This window comes from Halorubrum sp. SP9, assembly GCF_005435015.1.
In the GTDB taxonomy this organism is placed as follows: domain Archaea; phylum Halobacteriota; class Halobacteria; order Halobacteriales; family Haloferacaceae; genus Halorubrum; species Halorubrum sodomense.
Genome location: NZ_SGXU01000012.1, coordinates 91,956 through 108,854 on the forward strand (window position 1 = coordinate 91,956; position 16,899 = coordinate 108,854).

The 16,899-nt window shown below is 60.7% G+C and carries 18 protein-coding genes; 6 read left to right on the plus strand and 12 right to left on the minus strand.

Annotated features, from left to right (window positions below; all coding sequences use genetic code 11):
- Positions 1-92 precede the first annotated feature (92 nt).
- Positions 93-2,261 carry a type B DNA-directed DNA polymerase gene (locus EXE45_RS09155; protein WP_137694129.1) on the plus strand — a complete coding sequence of 723 codons (2,169 nt, stop codon included), beginning with the start codon at positions 93-95 and terminating at the stop codon, positions 2,259-2,261.
- Between the two features lie 139 nt (positions 2,262-2,400).
- On the opposite strand, the gene orc4 is transcribed toward EXE45_RS09155, so the two are convergent.
- Together orc4 and EXE45_RS09165 are read right to left on the minus strand one after the other, a co-directional pair.
- Positions 2,401-3,633, minus strand: coding sequence for a DNA replication protein Orc4 (gene orc4 / locus EXE45_RS09160; protein ID WP_049908454.1), 1,233 nt, complete (start codon positions 3,631-3,633; stop codon positions 2,401-2,403).
- A gap of 630 nt (positions 3,634-4,263) precedes the next feature.
- Positions 4,264-4,587, minus strand: coding sequence for a hypothetical protein (locus EXE45_RS09165; RefSeq protein WP_137694130.1), 324 nt, complete (start codon positions 4,585-4,587; stop codon positions 4,264-4,266).
- Positions 4,588-4,725: 138 nt separating this feature from the next.
- Here EXE45_RS09165 and EXE45_RS09170 point away from each other — a divergent pair, with 138 nt between their 5' ends.
- Together EXE45_RS09170 and EXE45_RS09175 are read left to right on the plus strand one after the other, a co-directional pair.
- Positions 4,726-5,652: a MarR family transcriptional regulator gene (locus EXE45_RS09170; RefSeq protein WP_137694131.1), complete on the plus strand. Its 927-nt coding sequence runs from the start codon at positions 4,726-4,728 to the stop codon at positions 5,650-5,652.
- Positions 5,649-6,452 (plus strand): DUF6036 family nucleotidyltransferase, encoded by an 804-nt coding sequence (locus EXE45_RS09175; RefSeq protein WP_137694132.1) that lies wholly within the window; start codon positions 5,649-5,651, stop codon positions 6,450-6,452. The genes EXE45_RS09170 and EXE45_RS09175 overlap by 4 nt, the downstream gene beginning before the upstream one ends.
- Before the next feature lie 11 nt (positions 6,453-6,463).
- Here the strand turns inward: EXE45_RS09175 and EXE45_RS09180 are convergent, their stop codons facing one another.
- The 8 genes from EXE45_RS09180 to EXE45_RS09210 form a co-directional block, all read right to left on the minus strand.
- Positions 6,464-7,279: a hypothetical protein gene (locus EXE45_RS09180; RefSeq protein WP_137694133.1), complete on the minus strand. Its 816-nt coding sequence runs from the start codon at positions 7,277-7,279 to the stop codon at positions 6,464-6,466.
- 90 nt (positions 7,280-7,369) lie between these two features.
- Positions 7,370-8,317: an ArdC-like ssDNA-binding domain-containing protein gene (locus tag EXE45_RS09185; protein WP_137694134.1), complete on the minus strand. Its 948-nt coding sequence runs from the start codon at positions 8,315-8,317 to the stop codon at positions 7,370-7,372.
- Positions 8,318-8,404: 87 nt separating this feature from the next.
- Positions 8,405-8,752, minus strand: a complete 348-nt coding sequence (locus tag EXE45_RS09190) for a hypothetical protein (protein WP_137694135.1) — start codon at positions 8,750-8,752, stop codon at positions 8,405-8,407.
- A 71-nt stretch (positions 8,753-8,823) separates the two neighbouring features.
- A complete protein-coding gene (locus tag EXE45_RS09195) occupies positions 8,824-9,825 on the minus strand; it encodes a DUF6610 family protein (protein ID WP_137694136.1) in 1,002 nt (333 codons plus the stop codon).
- 127 nt (positions 9,826-9,952) lie between these two features.
- The gene (locus EXE45_RS09200; RefSeq protein ID WP_137694137.1) at positions 9,953-10,171 is read right to left on the minus strand and encodes a hypothetical protein; all 219 of its coding nucleotides are present in this window, start codon (positions 10,169-10,171) and stop codon (positions 9,953-9,955) included.
- 66 nt (positions 10,172-10,237) lie between these two features.
- Complete coding sequence (locus EXE45_RS09205; protein ID WP_137694138.1) at positions 10,238-11,398, minus strand: hypothetical protein; 1,161 nt, start codon at positions 11,396-11,398, stop codon at positions 10,238-10,240.
- A 129-nt stretch (positions 11,399-11,527) separates the two neighbouring features.
- Positions 11,528-11,656, minus strand: coding sequence for a hypothetical protein (locus EXE45_RS21700; RefSeq protein ID WP_255518340.1), 129 nt, complete (start codon positions 11,654-11,656; stop codon positions 11,528-11,530).
- On the minus strand, positions 11,656-12,324 hold the full coding sequence (locus EXE45_RS09210) for a DUF6166 domain-containing protein (protein WP_369333750.1): 669 nt from the start codon (positions 12,322-12,324) through the stop codon (positions 11,656-11,658). The genes EXE45_RS21700 and EXE45_RS09210 overlap by 1 nt, the downstream gene beginning before the upstream one ends.
- 136 nt (positions 12,325-12,460) lie before the next feature.
- Between EXE45_RS09210 and EXE45_RS09215 the strand changes: the two genes are divergently transcribed.
- Entirely contained in the window at positions 12,461-13,828 is a 1,368-nt protein-coding gene (locus EXE45_RS09215) for a restriction endonuclease (protein ID WP_137694140.1), read from the plus strand.
- Between the two features lie 350 nt (positions 13,829-14,178).
- Positions 14,179-14,520 carry a hypothetical protein gene (locus tag EXE45_RS09220; protein WP_137694141.1) on the plus strand — a complete coding sequence of 114 codons (342 nt, stop codon included), beginning with the start codon at positions 14,179-14,181 and terminating at the stop codon, positions 14,518-14,520.
- Between the two features lie 87 nt (positions 14,521-14,607).
- On the opposite strand, the gene EXE45_RS09225 is transcribed toward EXE45_RS09220, so the two are convergent.
- Both EXE45_RS09225 and EXE45_RS09230 read right to left on the minus strand, forming a co-directional pair.
- Positions 14,608-15,180 (minus strand): hypothetical protein, encoded by a 573-nt coding sequence (locus EXE45_RS09225; RefSeq protein ID WP_137694142.1) that lies wholly within the window; start codon positions 15,178-15,180, stop codon positions 14,608-14,610.
- A gap of 101 nt (positions 15,181-15,281) precedes the next feature.
- Positions 15,282-16,025, minus strand: a complete 744-nt coding sequence (locus EXE45_RS09230; RefSeq protein WP_095637910.1) for an Lrp/AsnC family transcriptional regulator — start codon at positions 16,023-16,025, stop codon at positions 15,282-15,284.
- A gap of 420 nt (positions 16,026-16,445) precedes the next feature.
- Here EXE45_RS09230 and EXE45_RS09235 point away from each other — a divergent pair, with 420 nt between their 5' ends.
- On the plus strand, positions 16,446-16,787 hold the full coding sequence (locus tag EXE45_RS09235; protein ID WP_199233609.1) for a hypothetical protein: 342 nt from the start codon (positions 16,446-16,448) through the stop codon (positions 16,785-16,787).
- Positions 16,788-16,899 lie beyond the last annotated feature (112 nt).

Genomic DNA, 16,899 nt, shown 5'->3' on the forward strand with positions numbered 1-16,899 from the left:
TATTAAACCTATTCGGTTGAAACTCGGAAACGACACGCCTCAGCTTATTAGAATCGCAATCGTCCAAATCGGCAGAGGCAAAATAGCCACAGATGCCGTTCAGTATCGACTTCTTGGACGACGGCCGCGTCCTGGAGTGGGAGGCAACCGCCGACGGCGCCGTCGCGACCGAGCGCCAAGACTACACCCCACGCTTCTACGTCGCCGCTCGCGACCCAGAGACCGACCTCGACCTCACAACGCTCCAATCGGTGTACGACCAGCACCCGGACGTCGTCGCGACCGAGATGGTTGCGCGACGGCCGGGCTTTCGACGAGACGAGGAGGCCGTTCTCGCGGTCGACATCGCCCACATCGACCGCGTCACCCCACTCGCTCGTCAAGCGCGCCAGCTGTCGGCCCATCCAGTCGGGGATCTCGCCTGTTTCAACGTGGACTTTTCGCGAGAGTTCCGGTACTGCCTGGAGACCGGCGCCGATCCGACGCCGGCGAGCGAGCTGTCGACGCTCCGGCTCAGTGTTCCGGTGACCGAAACGAGCAACGATGTCTACGAGAAACTGTCCGTCGCCCGCGACGCCGTCACCGGCTCGCCGACGGATATTCTGACCGCCGTCCAAGGGGCACTCGAAGCGCACGATCCGGACGTCCTGGTCTGCTCAACCAGCGAGATCGTCCCGACCCTGTACGAAATGGCGACGGCTGCCGGCGTCGACGACTTCTCGCTGAGTCGGTGGCCGGACATCGACTACCAGCAGCTCGCGAGCCGATCGACGTACTCGAGCTACGGCCGCGTCGGCCACTCGCCGGCGCGGTACAACGTGCCCGGCCGGGCGATTATCGACGAGTCGAACACGTTCTTCTACGGGGAGACGAACCTCGACGGCGTCCTCGACCTCGTGTCGCGCTCAAAGAAGCCCGTCCAGGAGCTCGCGTGGGCGTCGATCGGGAACGTGCTGACGGCGATCCAGATCTGCGAGGCCCACGACCGCGGTGTCCTCGTCCCGTGGAACTCCTGGCGCCACGAGTTCTACAAGCCGATGAGGACGCTCCACGACGCCGACCGCGGCGGCTTCATCTTCGCACCCGAGGTCGGCCTCCACGAGAACGTCCACGAACTCGACTTCTCGAGTCTCTATCCGAACATCATCTGTACCCGGAACGTCTCGCCGGACGTCATCCGGTGTAGCTGCCACCGCGACCGCGACGACGTCCCCGGCCTCGAGTACTCGATCTGCGAGGACCGGGGCTACCTCGTCGACGTGCTACAGCCGATCATCGACGCTCGCGACGAGATCAAGGCGGCCATCCGTCGCGAGAAGGAACGGGACGATCCCGATGAGGACCGTCTGGCGGAACTCGAGGGACGGTCGGGAGCGTTGAAGTGGATCCTCGTCGCCTGCTTCGGCTATCAGGGGTTCAGCAACGCGAAGTTCGGCCGCATCGAGTGCCACGAGGCGATCAACGCGTTCGCTCGTGAAATTCTGCTGACGGCGAAACAGCGACTGGAAGCTGGCGGCTGGCGGGTCGTCCACGGCATCGTCGACTCCATCTGGGTGACGCCGGACCCTGACGTCGACGACGAGGACCGCGAGGACCTCGAGACGCTCGCGACGGCAATCACGGAAGAAGTCGAGATTCGGCTCGAACACGAAGCTCAGTACGACTGGGTGGCGTTCGTCCCGCAGCGCGAGAGCGACGCCGGCGCGCTGACGAAGTACTTCGGGAAGGTCGCCGGTGACGACGACTTCAAGATCAGAGGTATCGAAGCCCGGCAGCGCTCAACCCCGCCGTTCATCGAGGATGTCCAGCGGGACTGTCTCGACCGGCTCGATGCCACGCGGTCACCGGACGCGGTGCTCGGGCGTCTCGAACGAGCAATCGACAAACTGCAGGCGGGCACCGTAGCAGTAGAGCGGCTCGCCGGGCGGAACCGTGTCTCCAAGCCCCTGGAAGGCTACTCACAGAATACCCAGAACGTGGCCGCCTTGAAGCGAGCCCGCGAACAGGACCTGGCAGTCCACCCAGGCCAGGATATCGAGTACGTGGTCGTCGACGACGAGAAATCCTCGCGAGACCGGGTCGCCCTCGCCCACGAGGAGATCGAGACCCACGACGCCTCGTACTACGAGACGCAGCTGGTCAGAGCAGTCGAGAGCGTGCTTTCACCGCTCGGGTGGGACCGAACCGATATTCGCCGAGAGCTCTCCGGTGAGAGGGACGCCGTTTTGACCTCGTTCGGAGCCTCCAACGAACTGTCGTAGTGGACCCCACCCCTGGTTTCCGTCGTTTCGATCCAACCCCACGTTTCCGACGTAATTTTCGACCCCCCTCGTTTCCGTCGTTTCCTCACGCCCCACCCCGGATTTCCGTCGTCCGCACCCACTCAGTAGTAGGGGGTCACTACTCGCGAGTCCAATCCTGCATCCGGCTGTCCTCGAGGATCGTTTCGCGGACGACCTGGGGATCTTCGATGAGTCGGTTCTGGAGGTGGATGCCGCCCGCACTCCCCTTGTTGATCTTCTCGATTTCGACAACCCCGAGGAAGGCTTGCTCTTTCAGGATGTCGCGGAACCGGCGGACGGAGAGGATATCCATATCGAGATGGTTGCAGATGCGTTCGTACTGGTCGTACACCCGACTCGTTAGGAACGCATCGTCGTTGCTGTTGACACTCAGCTCCGTGAGCGCCAGCAACGCCGCCTTCGCCTGCGTGGGTGCGCCGTTCACGAGTTCTCTGAACCGGTCCTTTTCGGCGTGCTGCTGTGCCTGGCGGACGTGTTCCTCCGTCACCTGCTCTGCTCCGGCCTCGTAGGCGACCTCCCCGGCGTGGCGAAGAATGTCGATCGCCTTCCGAGCGTCACCGTGCTCCTGCGCGGCGAAGGCCGCCGAGAGCGGAATCACGTCCTCGGAAAGGACGCCGTCCTGGAAGGCGTCCTCACGGTTGAACATAATCTCCCGTAACTGGTTGGCGTCGTATGGCTTGAAGAACAGCTCCTTGTGCTGGAAGCTGCTTTTCACGCGCTCGTTCACGTTGTCGACGTACTGGATCTTGTTGCTGATCGCGATGACACCGACGCTACAGTCGATTTTTCCCGCCTCCTCAGCGCGCGAGAGCTTCATCAGCACGCTGTCGTCGTTCATCAGATCGATCTCGTCGAGGATGATGATCACAGAATCGAATTGAGCGTCGAGCGTCTTCCAGAGGAGTTTGTAGTATTTCGACGTACTGAGGCCGGTATGGGGGACGGAGATTCCAGTCGAAGATTCATCGTTCAGCTTCGCGGCCAGTGAGGAGATTGCTTGAGTCTCCGTGTTGTCTTCAGCACAGTCGATATACGCGGTTCCAATCTCGACGCCATCCTGAGCGGCATTCTGAGCTCGTTGGCAGACGTGTTTCGAAACGAGAGATTTACCGGTCCCCGTTTTCCCGTAGATCATCACGTTTTCCGGGGAGTACCCGTGGACAGCACCGTTGAGACGTTTCGCGAGCTTCGAGATTTCCTCGTCGCGACCGACGATCCGGTCAGCCTCCGGAACGTGGCCGATTTTCAGGAGATCCTTGTTCGCGAAGATACGATGCCCGGATTCAAAGAGTGGATCGTCGACAGAACTGGGTGAAGAGTCGGGCGTCATTGAATATCACACGGTGTGAGCGGGGGGAGTATAAATCTAGTGGAGAACGCCACCCCACGTTTCCGACGTTCCTTGTCCGATATCAGCCGGAAAATACCGTAATTCGGTGGAATTGGATTGCTGACAATATAGCCGCGTTTCCGACGTGAGAGAGGAAACCCGTAGACGGAAGCGTCGCCTCGATGTCGAATCCCGAACCCACACACCCCACGTTTCCGTCGTAATCACCGAACAGGTGGGGAGGGGACTCGAAGAAGACATCTACGACGAGATACCAAAGACGAGAGCGGCCTAGCCGTCCAATACTGGCCGTCTACAGAAGCAGCTAGAAAGGATCGTTTCATTTGAGGGGGCGAAGTACTTCGCCCCCTCTTTGGTCGAAGTACACTTAATGAGCGTTTCTCAGCTATACCACTTTAATCTATGTATTGTAGAAGTTAGTTCATCTCTAGATTCGTTCTAGGTCAACAGAATTAGTGGCTGTATTGCACTATCGTAGTCTCTCCCTACGCCGTCGTGGAGAAACGACGGAAACGCGGGGGGTGTGGTCCCTTCGAAATCAGCGTCACCCCCTCCACCAACATCCAGTTACGACGGAAACGTGGGGTGGGTGTCCTCCATCATCGAGTTTTACTCGTCCGGGTTGACCGGACCCTTGTACTGAGAACGAATCTTCTCTCCCTCCCGCCACTGCCAGTAGTAGTAGCGATTGTCGTTGATTTCCTTGATCGTGATCGTCGCTTTTACAGGGACGTCGTCCGGGAGATCGTCCGGTCGCTCTTCGACCTCTTCTTGATCTGCCGACTCCTCGAGACGGGCCTCTCGTTCCTTGTGCTCGGCGAGCGCTTCAGCGTACGTCGCAACGTCTCGGAGCTGCTCCGGGTCCGACTCGTTGAGCGTGTTGACGATCTCCGTCGGGAGGTTCGCCGGTGGGGTCGGGGGTTCGTAGGACATCGGCTACTCTCGTGTTAACCAACACGTCCCACGAATCCATAGTTTTGTTGGTTAAGACGATGGAGACGACTCTTGTGCCTGTTGGCTGTAACATTACTCGAAACTTCTTTATATACAAGTTTCGTACTATGTTACACCGTGCTCCGGCGCATCGAACTCGAGGTCCTCGCCACGGTTGACCGCGGCGACACGATCTCCGAACTCGCGACGAAGCTCGACCACAGCGAGAGCTACCTCTCCCGTGCCGTCGCCGACCTCGTCGAGAAGGGACTCGTCTACACGGAACGCGACGGCCGTCGAAAACGCATCGTCCCGTCGGATGCTCGCGCCGTCGAGCTCTATCAGGACCTCGTCCGCCGGCACTCCCACATCGAGTTCCCCGAGCTGCTGACCGGGAAGGCACTCGAGGTGCTGTACTACCTCGACCAGCCGCGAACCGTCTCCGAGATCGCCGACCGGAGCGACAATTACCGCAACACGGTCAACCGGGTCCTCAAGCGGTTTCGCGACCGCGGGCTTGTCGGGACGGCCGACGGCCGCTATGACTTCAACGCCGACTTCGACCGCCTCCACGAGTTCGCCCGTGAACTCGCACACCATCTACATCGTCAACGCCTCGAATCTGTCGCCCCGAAGGGCACGATTCTCTGGGAGGACTACGACGAATTCCTCGCCCAGGTTGAGACGGAGATCGAGGCAGAGGGGTTCCACGAAACCGGCCTCGCTCGGTTCGCGGCCTTCGACCTCCAGTTCCTGCTCACCGGCCATCGCTACTACGTCTACTCCGAGGATCTCGACGCAGTCTCGCCGGCGGAACTTTGCTGTCACACGCTACTGATCGACGACGGCAGCCGCCACCGCTCATACTGTCTCCTCCTGCTCAGCCACGTCGACGTCGACGAGGCGGACCTCCGAGAGCAGGCGGCGAAGTATGGTCTCGAAGACGAAATCGACGCCCTGATCCGCTACCTCGAGACGCACGGCGAGGTCGACGACGACCGGCTCCCGGAGTGGGACGAGTTTCAGGAACTGGCGGCTGACTACGAGGTGCCACTACCACAATGAGACCAACATTCGGACGCGAGTACATCGAGAACGAATTCCAGCGAATCGGGGATGGCCTCTCAGCCCCGCTCACGGTCTACCTGATCGGTGGTGGCGCGATGTCGCTGCGCGACCTCAAGGGGGCGACGAAAGATATCGACCTGGTCGTCCCAGATGGCGACGCATACGGTCAGCTGTGGGCGGTCCTGATGGACCTCGGGTATGCGGAGGTCCAGTCGCTGAATCCAGATTACCGGGCGCTTGGCGCGACGAGCTGCGTCGAGAACGACGACGGGTGTCGCCTCGACATCTTCAACCAGCAGGTCGCGAACAAGCTCGTGCTCACCGACGGGATGCAAGAGCGCAGCGAGCAGTTCCTCGACACGGATCGACTGACGGTCCGGCTGGTCAGCAACGAGGATATTTTCTTGTTCAAGACAATCGCAGGCCGCGATGACGACATCGAGGACATGAATATGCTCGTGCAGGCCGGCCTCGATTACGACGTCGTCCGGAATGAACTCGAAGCCCAGATCGAACGCCTGGGTGACGATCAGTTCGCCACGTTCGCGAACGAGGCCCTGGTCGAACTCGAGGAGCGGTACGGAGTGACCACGCCGATCGAGGCCCGCGTCCAAGAGCTCACGAATAGGTACTACCGGGGGCTCGAAGTCCTCCAGGCACTCGATGAACCGATGACCGTCGACGAACTGGCCGCGGAACTGGAGCTGGATGACGAGGAGGTTCACGACCGGATCGCGTATCTCTCAACGTTCGACCGGGTCCGTCGGGATGGCGACACAGTCCGTCCCGTGGAGTAGTCTGGCCACGACTACGGGGAGGGAAGGCGGCCGTCTGGTCGGGGAACGCGGCCCCGTTTGATCTCGTGATCGACGCGGCGCAGGTGCTTGCAGCCGCCTTCGGGTGAACGTTGCTGCCAGTCGGGACAGGTACACGATTCGTCGATGACGTCGACTTCGTACCGGTTCCCGGACGCAGACTGTACCTCGTAGCGGCCACCCTTCGAGAGGAGTGAGACGTCCATCGCTTCGGCGACGGCACGCTTCGTGCGGGGCTCAAGATCGTCCTCCGACTGTGCGTTCTCGTCGACGACCAGTCGGTCGCGAACGTCGCCCGTTCGGCCACCGTCGGGAGCGACGGCTTCCGCAGGCCCCCTGAGCCGCTCGTGGAGCACTTCCTCCACCGGATGGCCTTCCGGCCACAGGTAGTGGACCTCGCGGCGCTCGCGATGGTCGTAGGAGCCGCACGCGGCTGCGCACCCAGTCCAGACGCGCCAGGCACCCAGCGCAGCCATCACGTCGACGATGTCACGGGGAACTGTCTGGTGGTCGTCCGGGAAGAACACCCGGAAGCGGGTACACGCCTCCTGCGGCGGGACGGTCTCCCACCAGTCTTCGCTGGAGCTCCAGCTGTCGTACATCGCCTCGTCGCTCCCGTAGCCGACGGTCACGCCGTTGATCGGCGTCCAGTCTGCTGGGAGGTGGTCCGCCTCGCCTTCAAGCACCCGAAGAACGGCGTATCGGAGGTACTCGTGGGCTTGGTTGTCTGTCGTTCGCGCGACCTGATCGTGCTGCTCGGCGACGTGCTCGGCTTCCTCGAGGACCGTCGTGAGATAGGGTTCAGTCATCATTCGACGGAGGTCAGAACGCGCCTCCGCCCCTCCGCGGGCGCTGAAAAAATTAACCAACAGAGCGGAAGGAATCCATCACTCTGTTGGTTAACTGGATTGGGACGAAGATTCGCTTTCGAGCAAGTCGATGAGATCTTCTGCTGTGGAACTGATCCGTCCGAGCCGCTCGCGAACGACCTCGGGGTTATCCGACTCCCACGCAGCGAGGTAGAACGCCGACCCGCTGGTGTCCAACCCACAGTAACGCCCGACGACGTAGGCGACGGCTTCGGCCTCGACCTCGCGTTTCGCCCGTTCGGTGTCGTCGTCGACGTCGAAGTGGAGCAGGGCGTGAGCGTACTCGTGAATCAGCGTTCGCGCGAGGTCGGCCTCGTTCTCCAGATCACGCACCTCGACGAGCGGCTGAACGTCGACGAGACTCAGCTGCTCGCAGATGCCCTTCGCCTCGCCGTGGGTCCACTCCTCGGCTGGAACGATCCGCACCGTCACGCCGATGTCGTCAGCGGCGCCAGTCAACTGTTCGACGAGGTCGCCGGCGTCCCCAGTCGCTTCCGTGTCCAGGTCGGGAAGCGGCTCACCTTCGGTCTGGGAGACGTCGAACACCGGCGCGGGCTTGAACCCCACCAGGCCCTCGGACCACTCCTCGGGCGGCGTCTCGTCGTACTCACAGTCACTGTCCTCGTGGTAGCTCGGCGAGTTCTCGCATTCCGGGCACTGCTTGGTGATGATCGGCGCCCAGATCCAGATGGCCGACTCACCCTCCTTGACGTGGCGGTCGAACTCCTCCTGCCACGTCCGGTAGCCAGCCACCCGGCTCGCCTCGGGACACTGTCGCTTGATGAGGAGCGTGTTCCGGTAGGAGTAGTCGTGGAAACGACTCTGGACATCGAGCCACTCTTGGAACTCTTCGCTGGCCTGCGCGTCGTCGACGCCGGCGACAAGGTCGTCGATCCACTGTTCGATGGTACTGTTCATCTCGTCTGATCGCGTGTCGGTCTGGTCGAAGGAGACCGACGAGTCTCTGGTCGTAGACATCGTGACCACCGAATCGAATTCACGGCGACTGCGTCTGTTCAGACCGCGCCGCACCCCTCAGGGGCGTCCAAAAAACCGCTCTGTCGGTTAGCGGAGCTCGTGACGTTCGTCTGCAAAGCCGACCGTAACGAGGTACTCGAGGAACTCGTCGAACTGCTCGACGTCACTGGGCGTGTCGGTCGCAAGATGACGCGCCCACTCGATGGCCCACTGGAAGGCGGGATCCGTGCCGCCCTTGCCGTGAATGTACCACCACCGGGCCGCTTTCAGCACGACCAACGGATTCGTCGGCGGCTGCTCACCGGCGAGCCCACGGGTGATAGATTCGATTTCGTCGGGGACGTCGGCGGGATCGACCTCCGCTGATTGCGTGTTGTCGATATCGACCGGGATCTCGTCGATCGAGACGTTGTCAGGACGCTGTTGTTGACTCACTGGAAGTCACCTCTGAGAGCTTTCGAAGGAGCCCTCGCCCTTTCTGGGGGCACGAAAAACAGGTCGCGAAGTCACGCCGGCGGGAGGTAGACGCTCTGTTCGCCGGCGATCTCCTCCAGGTTGTTTCGATGACGGTGGCTGAAGTAGCACTCGTAGCTGCAGTATCCACAGATTGCGCCGGTATCGTATTCGGCCACGTACGGGCCGCGGCGAGTTCGCCAGACGTTCGTCCCGCATTCGGTACAGGCGGCGTCCTCGAGATCGGCAGGACTCGGTCCCTCGTACTCGACGTCGAGCCCCTCGACTTGCGGTGTCGTTTCGGGCCAGATTCCGTGGGTCCTCCAAAACTCACGGACGCGAGCGAGGCTGTGGCGCACCGTCTTTCGCACGGTGACGTGGTCGGTGTCGCGACCGCTGTCGTCCCAGCCGTCGGCCGTCCAGAACTCACCGAATTGTGCGCCGCGATGCAGCCCGTTCCAGTCGACGCCGACGATGTCGGCTGGTGGCTCGTCCGTGAGTGTCGGTCTGGTCAGCTGTCGAATGGCGTCGAGCTGCTTGGGCGGACTCCCTCCAAGGATGTGGACGCGCCGCCCTCTCCAATCGGCTGGATCGGAGAAATCGTGGGCCAGTCGGTCGGCGTATCCCCGTGAATACCCGAGGACGAGGGTCTCGGGTATCGCGTCGATCACCGCTCGCGACTTCGGAACGACGATGAGCTCGGCCTCGGGATAGCTCGCTTGGATCTCACGAGCCGCAGCGACGTGGGCGTCGACGTCGTCGATTTCGTCGATGTCCCCGATGACCCCGACCTCTGGTTCGTGCTCGAAGAAGCGGTCAACGAACCGCTCCAGATCGGGATTTCGGAAATCGTTGTCGAGCATCCCAACGGGAAGGCTGAGGTTCTGATACTGCGTCTCTTGGTACCCACAATCCTCGCGAAACCCGGGAAGGAAGCCGAGTTCGACAGCGTCGACGACAAACGGCGCTCGATGCAGAAACGCCACATAGTCTGCTTGTCTGGCGGCGGCGATTTCACGGGCGGTGCTGGCGCTGGAGCTCAGCTCGAGGGACATGATTAGGCTCGCGAGGCCGCTGCTGGCTGCCCCGCACCCTTTCAGGGGCCCGAAAAACCGAGGCACAGCCTGTTAACCAACAAAAGGGGGAACCTACGCGGAGTATGTTGGTTAAGACCAGAGCTTACTATTTGTCCTCACGTAGCTCTTCAGCCTTCCACTTGAGCCGGCGCAGGATTTGCGTCCGATTCTGGTGGGCGTTCTCGTAGGCAACACACTCTTGGAGGGTTTCCATATCCGGGATCGTCGCGATACCGGCCTTGATCAATCGGTAATTCGGTGCTTCAAGACGCTTCTCAGGTGGGAATTCGTCGTCACTCCCGTCGCTAATCGTGGACTGTTCCATCTCGGTAGCCCTCCACCCATCCAGGGCGAGAAAAACAGAACAGATGACTACATCACCGACGCGGCGTCAGGCCATCGCCTTTTGGAACCGCTCGCGCAGCGCGTCCTCTCGCTCTTCGAACTGCTCGACTTTCTCCTGCAGGTCGTCGCTGACGCGCTCGATGCTGGCCAGCGCTCGTTCGCCAGCTAGCGACGCCTGTGACCCGTCGTCGCCGTCCGCCTCTAACTGCTGCTCGTAGGCCTGCTCGACGCGCTCGATCGTGCCTTCCGGATTGAACAGGATGTCGTTGGCGATGCGGACGTACTGATCGAGGGATGGCCCCTCTTTCCCTTGGAAGAAGTGGGTGAGGGCGTACGTCGCGCCGGAATGCAGCGTCCACATATCGATCTCGAAGGGGGACGCCGCATTGGCTTCTGCATCGTCGGCGGCACGCTCGGCCAGATAGTCCGGGAACCCCAGCAGGGTGTAGAACTCCGTGACGGTGAACGGGAGTTCGGAGAAGTCGAGTTCGATGTCCTGGGCGTCTCGGATGAACTCGAAGAGGTCATCGGCGACGAGTTCGACCTGTGCGAGGAGTTCCTCCCACCAGGTCCGGAAGTTCCGGACGTCGCCGACGTGTTTGATGACCTCCTTGTCGGTGAGCGAGCGCATCGTGTTCGAGCAGTAGCCATCCTGAGCGAACCCCTCCACGTAGACGGCGTGCTCGCCGAAGAAGTCGTAGCCCGACGTGACGCCCATCGTAATTGGGTCCGACCGACCGGGAAGGCGCACCTCGAGGCCGTCGAACATGATGTCCATATGGACTTCGCCGCCGCCCCGGTAGCGCCGAATCTCGCCGAACATCACCTCGCCCAGCGGGGTCCCGTCGATGGTCTCCTCGCGGAGGACCTCCTCTAGCGGCCCGTAGACGTCGACCGGGTTGATGATCGAGTAGCTGTCAGTGGGAACGTGGAACAACGGGTCCGTCTCCGCGTCCTCATCTCGGGCCTGCTCCCGAGCCCGACTCGGCTCGACGAGCGCGTTGAACCGCTCCGTCTCGACCCACTCGTCGGTGTACGGATTCTGGTACGCTACGGTCGTTTCGACGGCCTGCGGAAGATCACGAACCGCCTCGGCGAAGGTCACGGGGTCTGCATCTCCATGACGCTCTCGGTACCACTCGGGTAGTTCGGTGTCGGTACGTCCATCGACGCCAGCGAAGATGGTTCTGGACTCTGGATCTTTCATCTCAGTCACCTCACTTCAGGAATCCTCGTCGACGTGCGACTGCATCGTCTCGCGCCCTGCGCCCCTCTCCCGGGCGCAAAAACAACGTCTCACGAACTACCATTCGACCTTGAGAGTGTCCTCACATCCTCAGCTGTCTCCGTCGGTACGCTCCTGTCGGTCGTTGTACCGCTCCAGTTCACGCCCGATTTTCTCGAGCGCCTCGACACCACGTTCGAGGAGCTGATGGGTGGCTCGCGCCAGTCGAAGCGTCTCCATCAGTGCTCCCCCTCCGGGGGTTCGATGAGGTCGTTGCTCTCATCGGCGAGTTCTTGGATTACCCGTTCCACGTCAGCCTCCTCGACAACTGTCCGATGTGCGAGCGGGGCAGGATATGCCCGGTCACCCTGGCTGCAGAGCACGACCAGCCACTCGTCGCTTCCATCCCCGAGCACGATGTAGTGGTCGCGATCAGCGCGCTGGAACACTCTTCGATCAGGGCGAGAGACGGCTCGCCAGTTCTCGGGGAGCGTCGGTGACGGCCGTCCGCCGTCGGCGAGGGCGACGACGTCGTCGGTAAGGGTCGCCATCGCGGCGTCGATCTCCTCGCCGGGGAGGTGCCAGCACGCCGCGGCACCGTTGCACTCCAGCTGTGAGACCACCTGATTCCGGAACGCGATGTAGTGCTCACGGGCGAACTGCTCATCGTCGTAGTAGTCGAGGAGGAGCGCGCACGCGAGCTGGGCGGGCCCGCTACCACTGTACCCCCACTCGAACCCGCTCGGACTGTGGTTGACGAGGTCCAGACTGCGCTCGAGGGAGAGTCGCCGATGTTCCGAGAGGTTCAGGACGACGGCTTGGCCGTCGACGCGGAAGCCGACGTATTCGACTGCGTCTCGGTGAGCCTGACCTGGCGATGCGACTGAAACGGATTCCGAACTGGCCATAGGTACATTCCCGTTCATCGTTGCTCGCGGGTGGTTCGGTGACCCCCGCACCCCCTCTCAGGGGTTCAACAAACAGGATGGCGTAGCGTTCGGCAACGTATTTGGCAGTTGCAACGTACTGTCCACATAATTGAGGATGGCTGTACTGGACGATATCTCGGGGTTCGAGTTCGAGGACGTGATGGAGGACGTGTTCCGGAACCTCGGCTACGAGAACGTCCGCCAGGCCGACCGCACGGCTGACGAGGGTCGCGACGTCATTATGGAGGAGGTCGTCGACGGCACGCGGCGCGCGATCATCGTCGAGTGCAAGCACACGGGGACAGTCGGGCGGCCGGTCGTCCAGAAGCTTCACTCGGCGATCGCGACGTTCGACTTCGACGGCCCGAAACGCGGAATGGTCGTCACGACCGGCCGGTTCACTAACCCTGCTCAGGAGTACGCCGACCGCCTCCAGCAGAACGACGACCCACACCCAATCGAGCTGCTCGACGGCGAAGATCTCCGGGAGGTCGCCGACGAGATCGGCCTCGACCTCTACAACGGGCGCATCGAGATTCTCTGCGACGAGACGCTCCGCCCGTACGATCCGGCCGCCGACGTCGACGCGCCAGTCACGGAGGCGTTCCGCGACATCGAGAACATCGAGGCCGCCGACCTCCCAGACCCACACTCATCGGTGACGTTCCGCCCGGTGGTCGCGGTCACCGCGGACACGAACGCCGTTTTCGAGACGTCGGTGGGCGTCGTCCACCGGATCAACGACCGGACCCGATTCGTTGCCCACGCCGAACGCGGGCAGCCACAGGTCGTCGATGAAGACGTCGCGACGCTGGTCACCGAGAACCTCCACGCGACGGTCGATCTCGACGCCGAGCAGTTCGGAGAGGTGTTCGACGACGTCGAGGAGCGGCGGTTCGGGCAGACGCAAACGGAGTACAAGGAGTGGGCCATCGAGCGCCTCCAGCAGCATCACACGACGACGGTCACCTACACCGGCGACAACAACGTCACGTACAACAAGACCTGTGAGCCGAACCGCTCGGACATCTCTGTCCAGTTGATCGAACCAGTGTACCTCCCGGAAGTTCGGCACACTACCGACGTCCAGGAGTACACCTACCCCTACGAGTACTACGCGGCAGGCCCGTCACGAGTGACCGCCGAGGACGGCATCCATCAGTGCGTCCACTGTGACACGAGTGGCGTCACCGAGACGTACACCTACTGTCCGAACTGCGGGGCCATCGCCTGCTCCAGCCACACCAAAACGGAGCGGCTGGAAGGCGAACCGGTCTGTACGGGCTGCGCGGTGACGGAACGGTTCGCATTGAAGACGAAGTACTTCTACGACGAGGAGAATCTCGAGGCCTTCCGTGAGGAGTACGCCGCGATGCTGATCCACGAGAAGGTGATGGAGAATAAGCTCCTCACTGCTGGTGGGGGAGTAGTTACGGCTGTTCTACTACTGCTTGGCATCCTCGCACTTGGAGGTGTAATCTGAGTATCGAGGTGTCGAATTGGTTATCGCTCGGCCCAGGTCCGACGGTATTCAATAAAGTCTCGAGGATGTTGATGATCTCTCGCCCACTCTTTTGTTTCGCCAGGTGAATCACACCGCTCAGCGGTTTCGCAGAGGGTACATTTCGCTGTTATCCGAATCACCATTACAGGATTTTCTGTTTCCGGCGGCTCATCCACGTAATCCATACTGGACCAATCGGACTTATCGATTAAAACGGGTATTGTTCTCTGTTGTCCTGGCAATGGTCTGCTCTGAGCGCAAACACCTCGTTCTGATACGACCCTTTGCTCCCCCTGTCAATTTTATCGAGCAACGACTATTCTACAGGTATGCCTTCCAATCAGGTCGGAGATGAGTGGACCGTCGAGTGGATGACGCCCAAGCCGAACAGCGATGAACACCTCGATAACTTGGTGCTGAGCCCGGAACAAGCAGCTGAATACGGGGACGACCTCGTTATGGCTCTGCGTGTCGACGACGAAATCCTTCGAGAGCGGGGATTAGACCCTAAAGAACCGTTTGGCTGGAAAATCGAAAACGGTGAGCTACTGATGAAACAAATTTCTCGCCAAGCGTTTGAATGGGTCGCGGAAAGCGACCGAGAGGATTCACTCTATGCACAGCAGGTATTGGATTCTCGAGCTCGACGACGGATTCGTAACTTTCAGTAGCAATCTGCAAACCATTCGTTCCGAAGAATCCTATACTGGGTGCTCCTTCTCTTCAGAACTCGATCCTTGGGAGTGTCCAATTAACGATTAGCTTGGTTGGGCTAGTAGTTCGTCGACGGCGGCCGAGAGCGGTCCTTCAAACTGCCAGCTAGCCCGATCGGAGGCTTCCTCGGTCGGACCATCCCAGCGCGGGAAGGCGGAGTGACCACTCACTCTGACGGTCCACTCGGACGGCTCCTCGAACGGATTCCGTGTCGGGAGTTCGACGACGTAGAGGTACTCTTCGTCGCCGTGGATGCCGTCGGCCGGATTCTCGACGCCGTGTCCGAGTAGGAACATCGGCTGGTCGAGGTGCTCCATATTGTCCGGGTCGAGGAGCTCCGAGGGTTGGTCAGCGTGGATGCTCCGGTCACGCCCTTCGTCCACGTAGAGGGTCATCGTCGAGAGCGTGTCGAGGAACAGGAACTGGGCAGCGGCGTACGCAGCCCCGCGCTCTGTTCGTGTCTCGTCAAGCAGCTGCTTCAGCTGGTCCAGGTCATGGAGGACGCTATCGGGATACCCGTCCGAGTGGCGGTAGATTTGTGCGATGCGGTCGGTATCGGACTGGTCGCCTGCGGTCTCGCTCCGTTGGATGAATCGGAGTTGACTTCGTGTCGACATCGATCACCGCCGACGCCTGTGCGCCGGCACCCATCGCCGGCGCCAGAAAAAAGTCACTGACGCGAACCATCGAGCCCGCCCGTGAACCCTCAGATCCTGTCTTAGTCGCCAGTGAAGGCTTCGAGTGTCTCTTCAGTTACTCCTGAGCGTGAATGGATCGTGACGAAATCGTCCTCCTTGATCAACGTCTCTCCCGTTGGGGTGATGGTCCCCTCGTCACGGTTGATTCGGACAACAAGCACATCGGAGGGGATGAGCTCCTCTTCGTTCGCTTCTTGGAGTGTTTTCCCGGCGATTGGAGCCTCCTCTCGCACGATGATTTCGACGACATCGGCGTCGCCCGCAAGCCCCGCGACGCCGGTCACTGGTGATGCTCCTTCTTCGTCGCGGGGCCCGAATGGGGCGTACGGGCGGAAGTATTCTCTGTGAACTAGGTCCTCGTCGTCGATCTCGATTCCGAGTGACGTGATTCCCTGCGCAATACGCGTGAGGTCATCGGTATCCGTCCCGACGACCGTAATCCGGAGGTCGCCTTTTCCGGACATGATCTCTCGGACGTTGATCACGCCTGGGATATCGAGAACGCGTTGGGCCATCTCCTCGCGGTCCCGATTCCCTGTACTACAGACGTAGTGATTGGTTAGCCGCCCACCGACCTTTTGATAATCGATGTCGGCGTGGTAGCCTCGAATCACCCCTTCTTTCTCGAGGCGTCGGATTCGGTTTCGCACCGTCGGTGCCGAGACATCGACTTTCTCTGCGATATCTGGTGCAGAGGTGTGACGCGCCTCCTGGGACAGATAATACAGGATTTGCTCGTCGACTGAATCGATTTGAACGGGCATATTTATACGACGCGATTGACTCCACAGGCTCTTTTATATTACCGTTACGTGACTGTTTGAGTTCTCGGTGGATGTTCTTATTGCGCTCCTCTGTATCTTCCCCTAAACTACGAAAATTCTGTGGGAGAGGGTCTAAGGCCGGTAACAAACGAATAGAAAATAAATCACGTAGATACTACGCTATCGTTTGCTAATACCGAGATTATTTATTGGTTCGCAATATGGCTTCGTATATGACTTCAGAAACCACCTTCACCGCGCCAGCAACCAGTGTGAATTCGCTGAGTGATTCGGGGAAGCGAACGGTCCGTCGGAATCCCTGTCGGAGATTCGGATTCAAACGGTCTCCGTCGGGTCCCTCGACTGAATGGGCACGCAAACTGGATGACTTCGCAGCTCCCCCCAGACGGAGGTAAGACGATGGGGAACTCGAATGGAGAGCCCACGCCACCGGACGATCTCTCCGAGGCGTTGATTCAGCGGATCGACGCGCTGGAGCTCCCGGAATTGAAATCCCTCCTGTCGTACGTTGAGCAGCGCATCGATGCACTCCGAACGCCGATCGAAGAAGAAATCGAGGCGAACGCGGCAGGGGAGGTCCTCGACATCGAGAATCACGGTGCATACGCCATCGTCCGAAAGCACCCACCTGATCCGGATGATGACGGCGTGAATACGGAGATTACCTCCCTCTATCACGTCCGACGGGAGCCACAAATCGACGGCACTGCTCTGTTGAATCCGCAGAAGGCGGCGGGATAGCGTCGCTCTGAAGGTAGTAGCGAAGCGGAAGAGTCGAATGTGACTACCCTACTCTTACGCTTCGTTAAGCAAGCCGCGTCGCTGGCTCAAAAGCGCTGTGCCGCCAGTCCAA

What these genes read in the sequence shown, in the direction of transcription:
- EXE45_RS09235 (WP_199233609.1), top strand. Translation starts at nt 16,446, where the DNA reads ATGGGGAACTCGAATGGAGAGCCCACGCCACCGGACGATCTCTCCGAG.
- EXE45_RS21700 (WP_255518340.1), bottom strand. Translation starts at nt 11,656, where the DNA reads ATGGAGACGCTTCGACTGGCGCGAGCCACCCATCAGCTCCTCGAACGT.
- EXE45_RS09210 (WP_369333750.1), bottom strand. Translation starts at nt 12,324, where the DNA reads ATGGCCAGTTCGGAATCCGTTTCAGTCGCATCGCCAGGTCAGGCTCAC.
- EXE45_RS09195 (WP_137694136.1), bottom strand. Translation starts at nt 9,825, where the DNA reads ATGTCCCTCGAGCTGAGCTCCAGCGCCAGCACCGCCCGTGAAATCGCC.
- EXE45_RS09180 (WP_137694133.1), bottom strand. Translation starts at nt 7,279, where the DNA reads ATGACTGAACCCTATCTCACGACGGTCCTCGAGGAAGCCGAGCACGTC.
- EXE45_RS09155 (WP_137694129.1), top strand. Translation starts at nt 93, where the DNA reads ATGCCGTTCAGTATCGACTTCTTGGACGACGGCCGCGTCCTGGAGTGG.
- EXE45_RS09185 (WP_137694134.1), bottom strand. Translation starts at nt 8,317, where the DNA reads ATGTCTACGACCAGAGACTCGTCGGTCTCCTTCGACCAGACCGACACG.
- EXE45_RS09205 (WP_137694138.1), bottom strand. Translation starts at nt 11,398, where the DNA reads ATGAAAGATCCAGAGTCCAGAACCATCTTCGCTGGCGTCGATGGACGT.
- EXE45_RS09175 (WP_137694132.1), top strand. Translation starts at nt 5,649, where the DNA reads ATGAGACCAACATTCGGACGCGAGTACATCGAGAACGAATTCCAGCGA.
- EXE45_RS09225 (WP_137694142.1), bottom strand. Translation starts at nt 15,180, where the DNA reads ATGTCGACACGAAGTCAACTCCGATTCATCCAACGGAGCGAGACCGCA.
- EXE45_RS09165 (WP_137694130.1), bottom strand. Translation starts at nt 4,587, where the DNA reads ATGTCCTACGAACCCCCGACCCCACCGGCGAACCTCCCGACGGAGATC.
- EXE45_RS09230 (WP_095637910.1), bottom strand. Translation starts at nt 16,025, where the DNA reads ATGCCCGTTCAAATCGATTCAGTCGACGAGCAAATCCTGTATTATCTG.
- EXE45_RS09215 (WP_137694140.1), top strand. Translation starts at nt 12,461, where the DNA reads ATGGCTGTACTGGACGATATCTCGGGGTTCGAGTTCGAGGACGTGATG.
- EXE45_RS09220 (WP_137694141.1), top strand. Translation starts at nt 14,179, where the DNA reads ATGCCTTCCAATCAGGTCGGAGATGAGTGGACCGTCGAGTGGATGACG.
- orc4 (WP_049908454.1), bottom strand. Translation starts at nt 3,633, where the DNA reads ATGACGCCCGACTCTTCACCCAGTTCTGTCGACGATCCACTCTTTGAA.
- EXE45_RS09200 (WP_137694137.1), bottom strand. Translation starts at nt 10,171, where the DNA reads ATGGAACAGTCCACGATTAGCGACGGGAGTGACGACGAATTCCCACCT.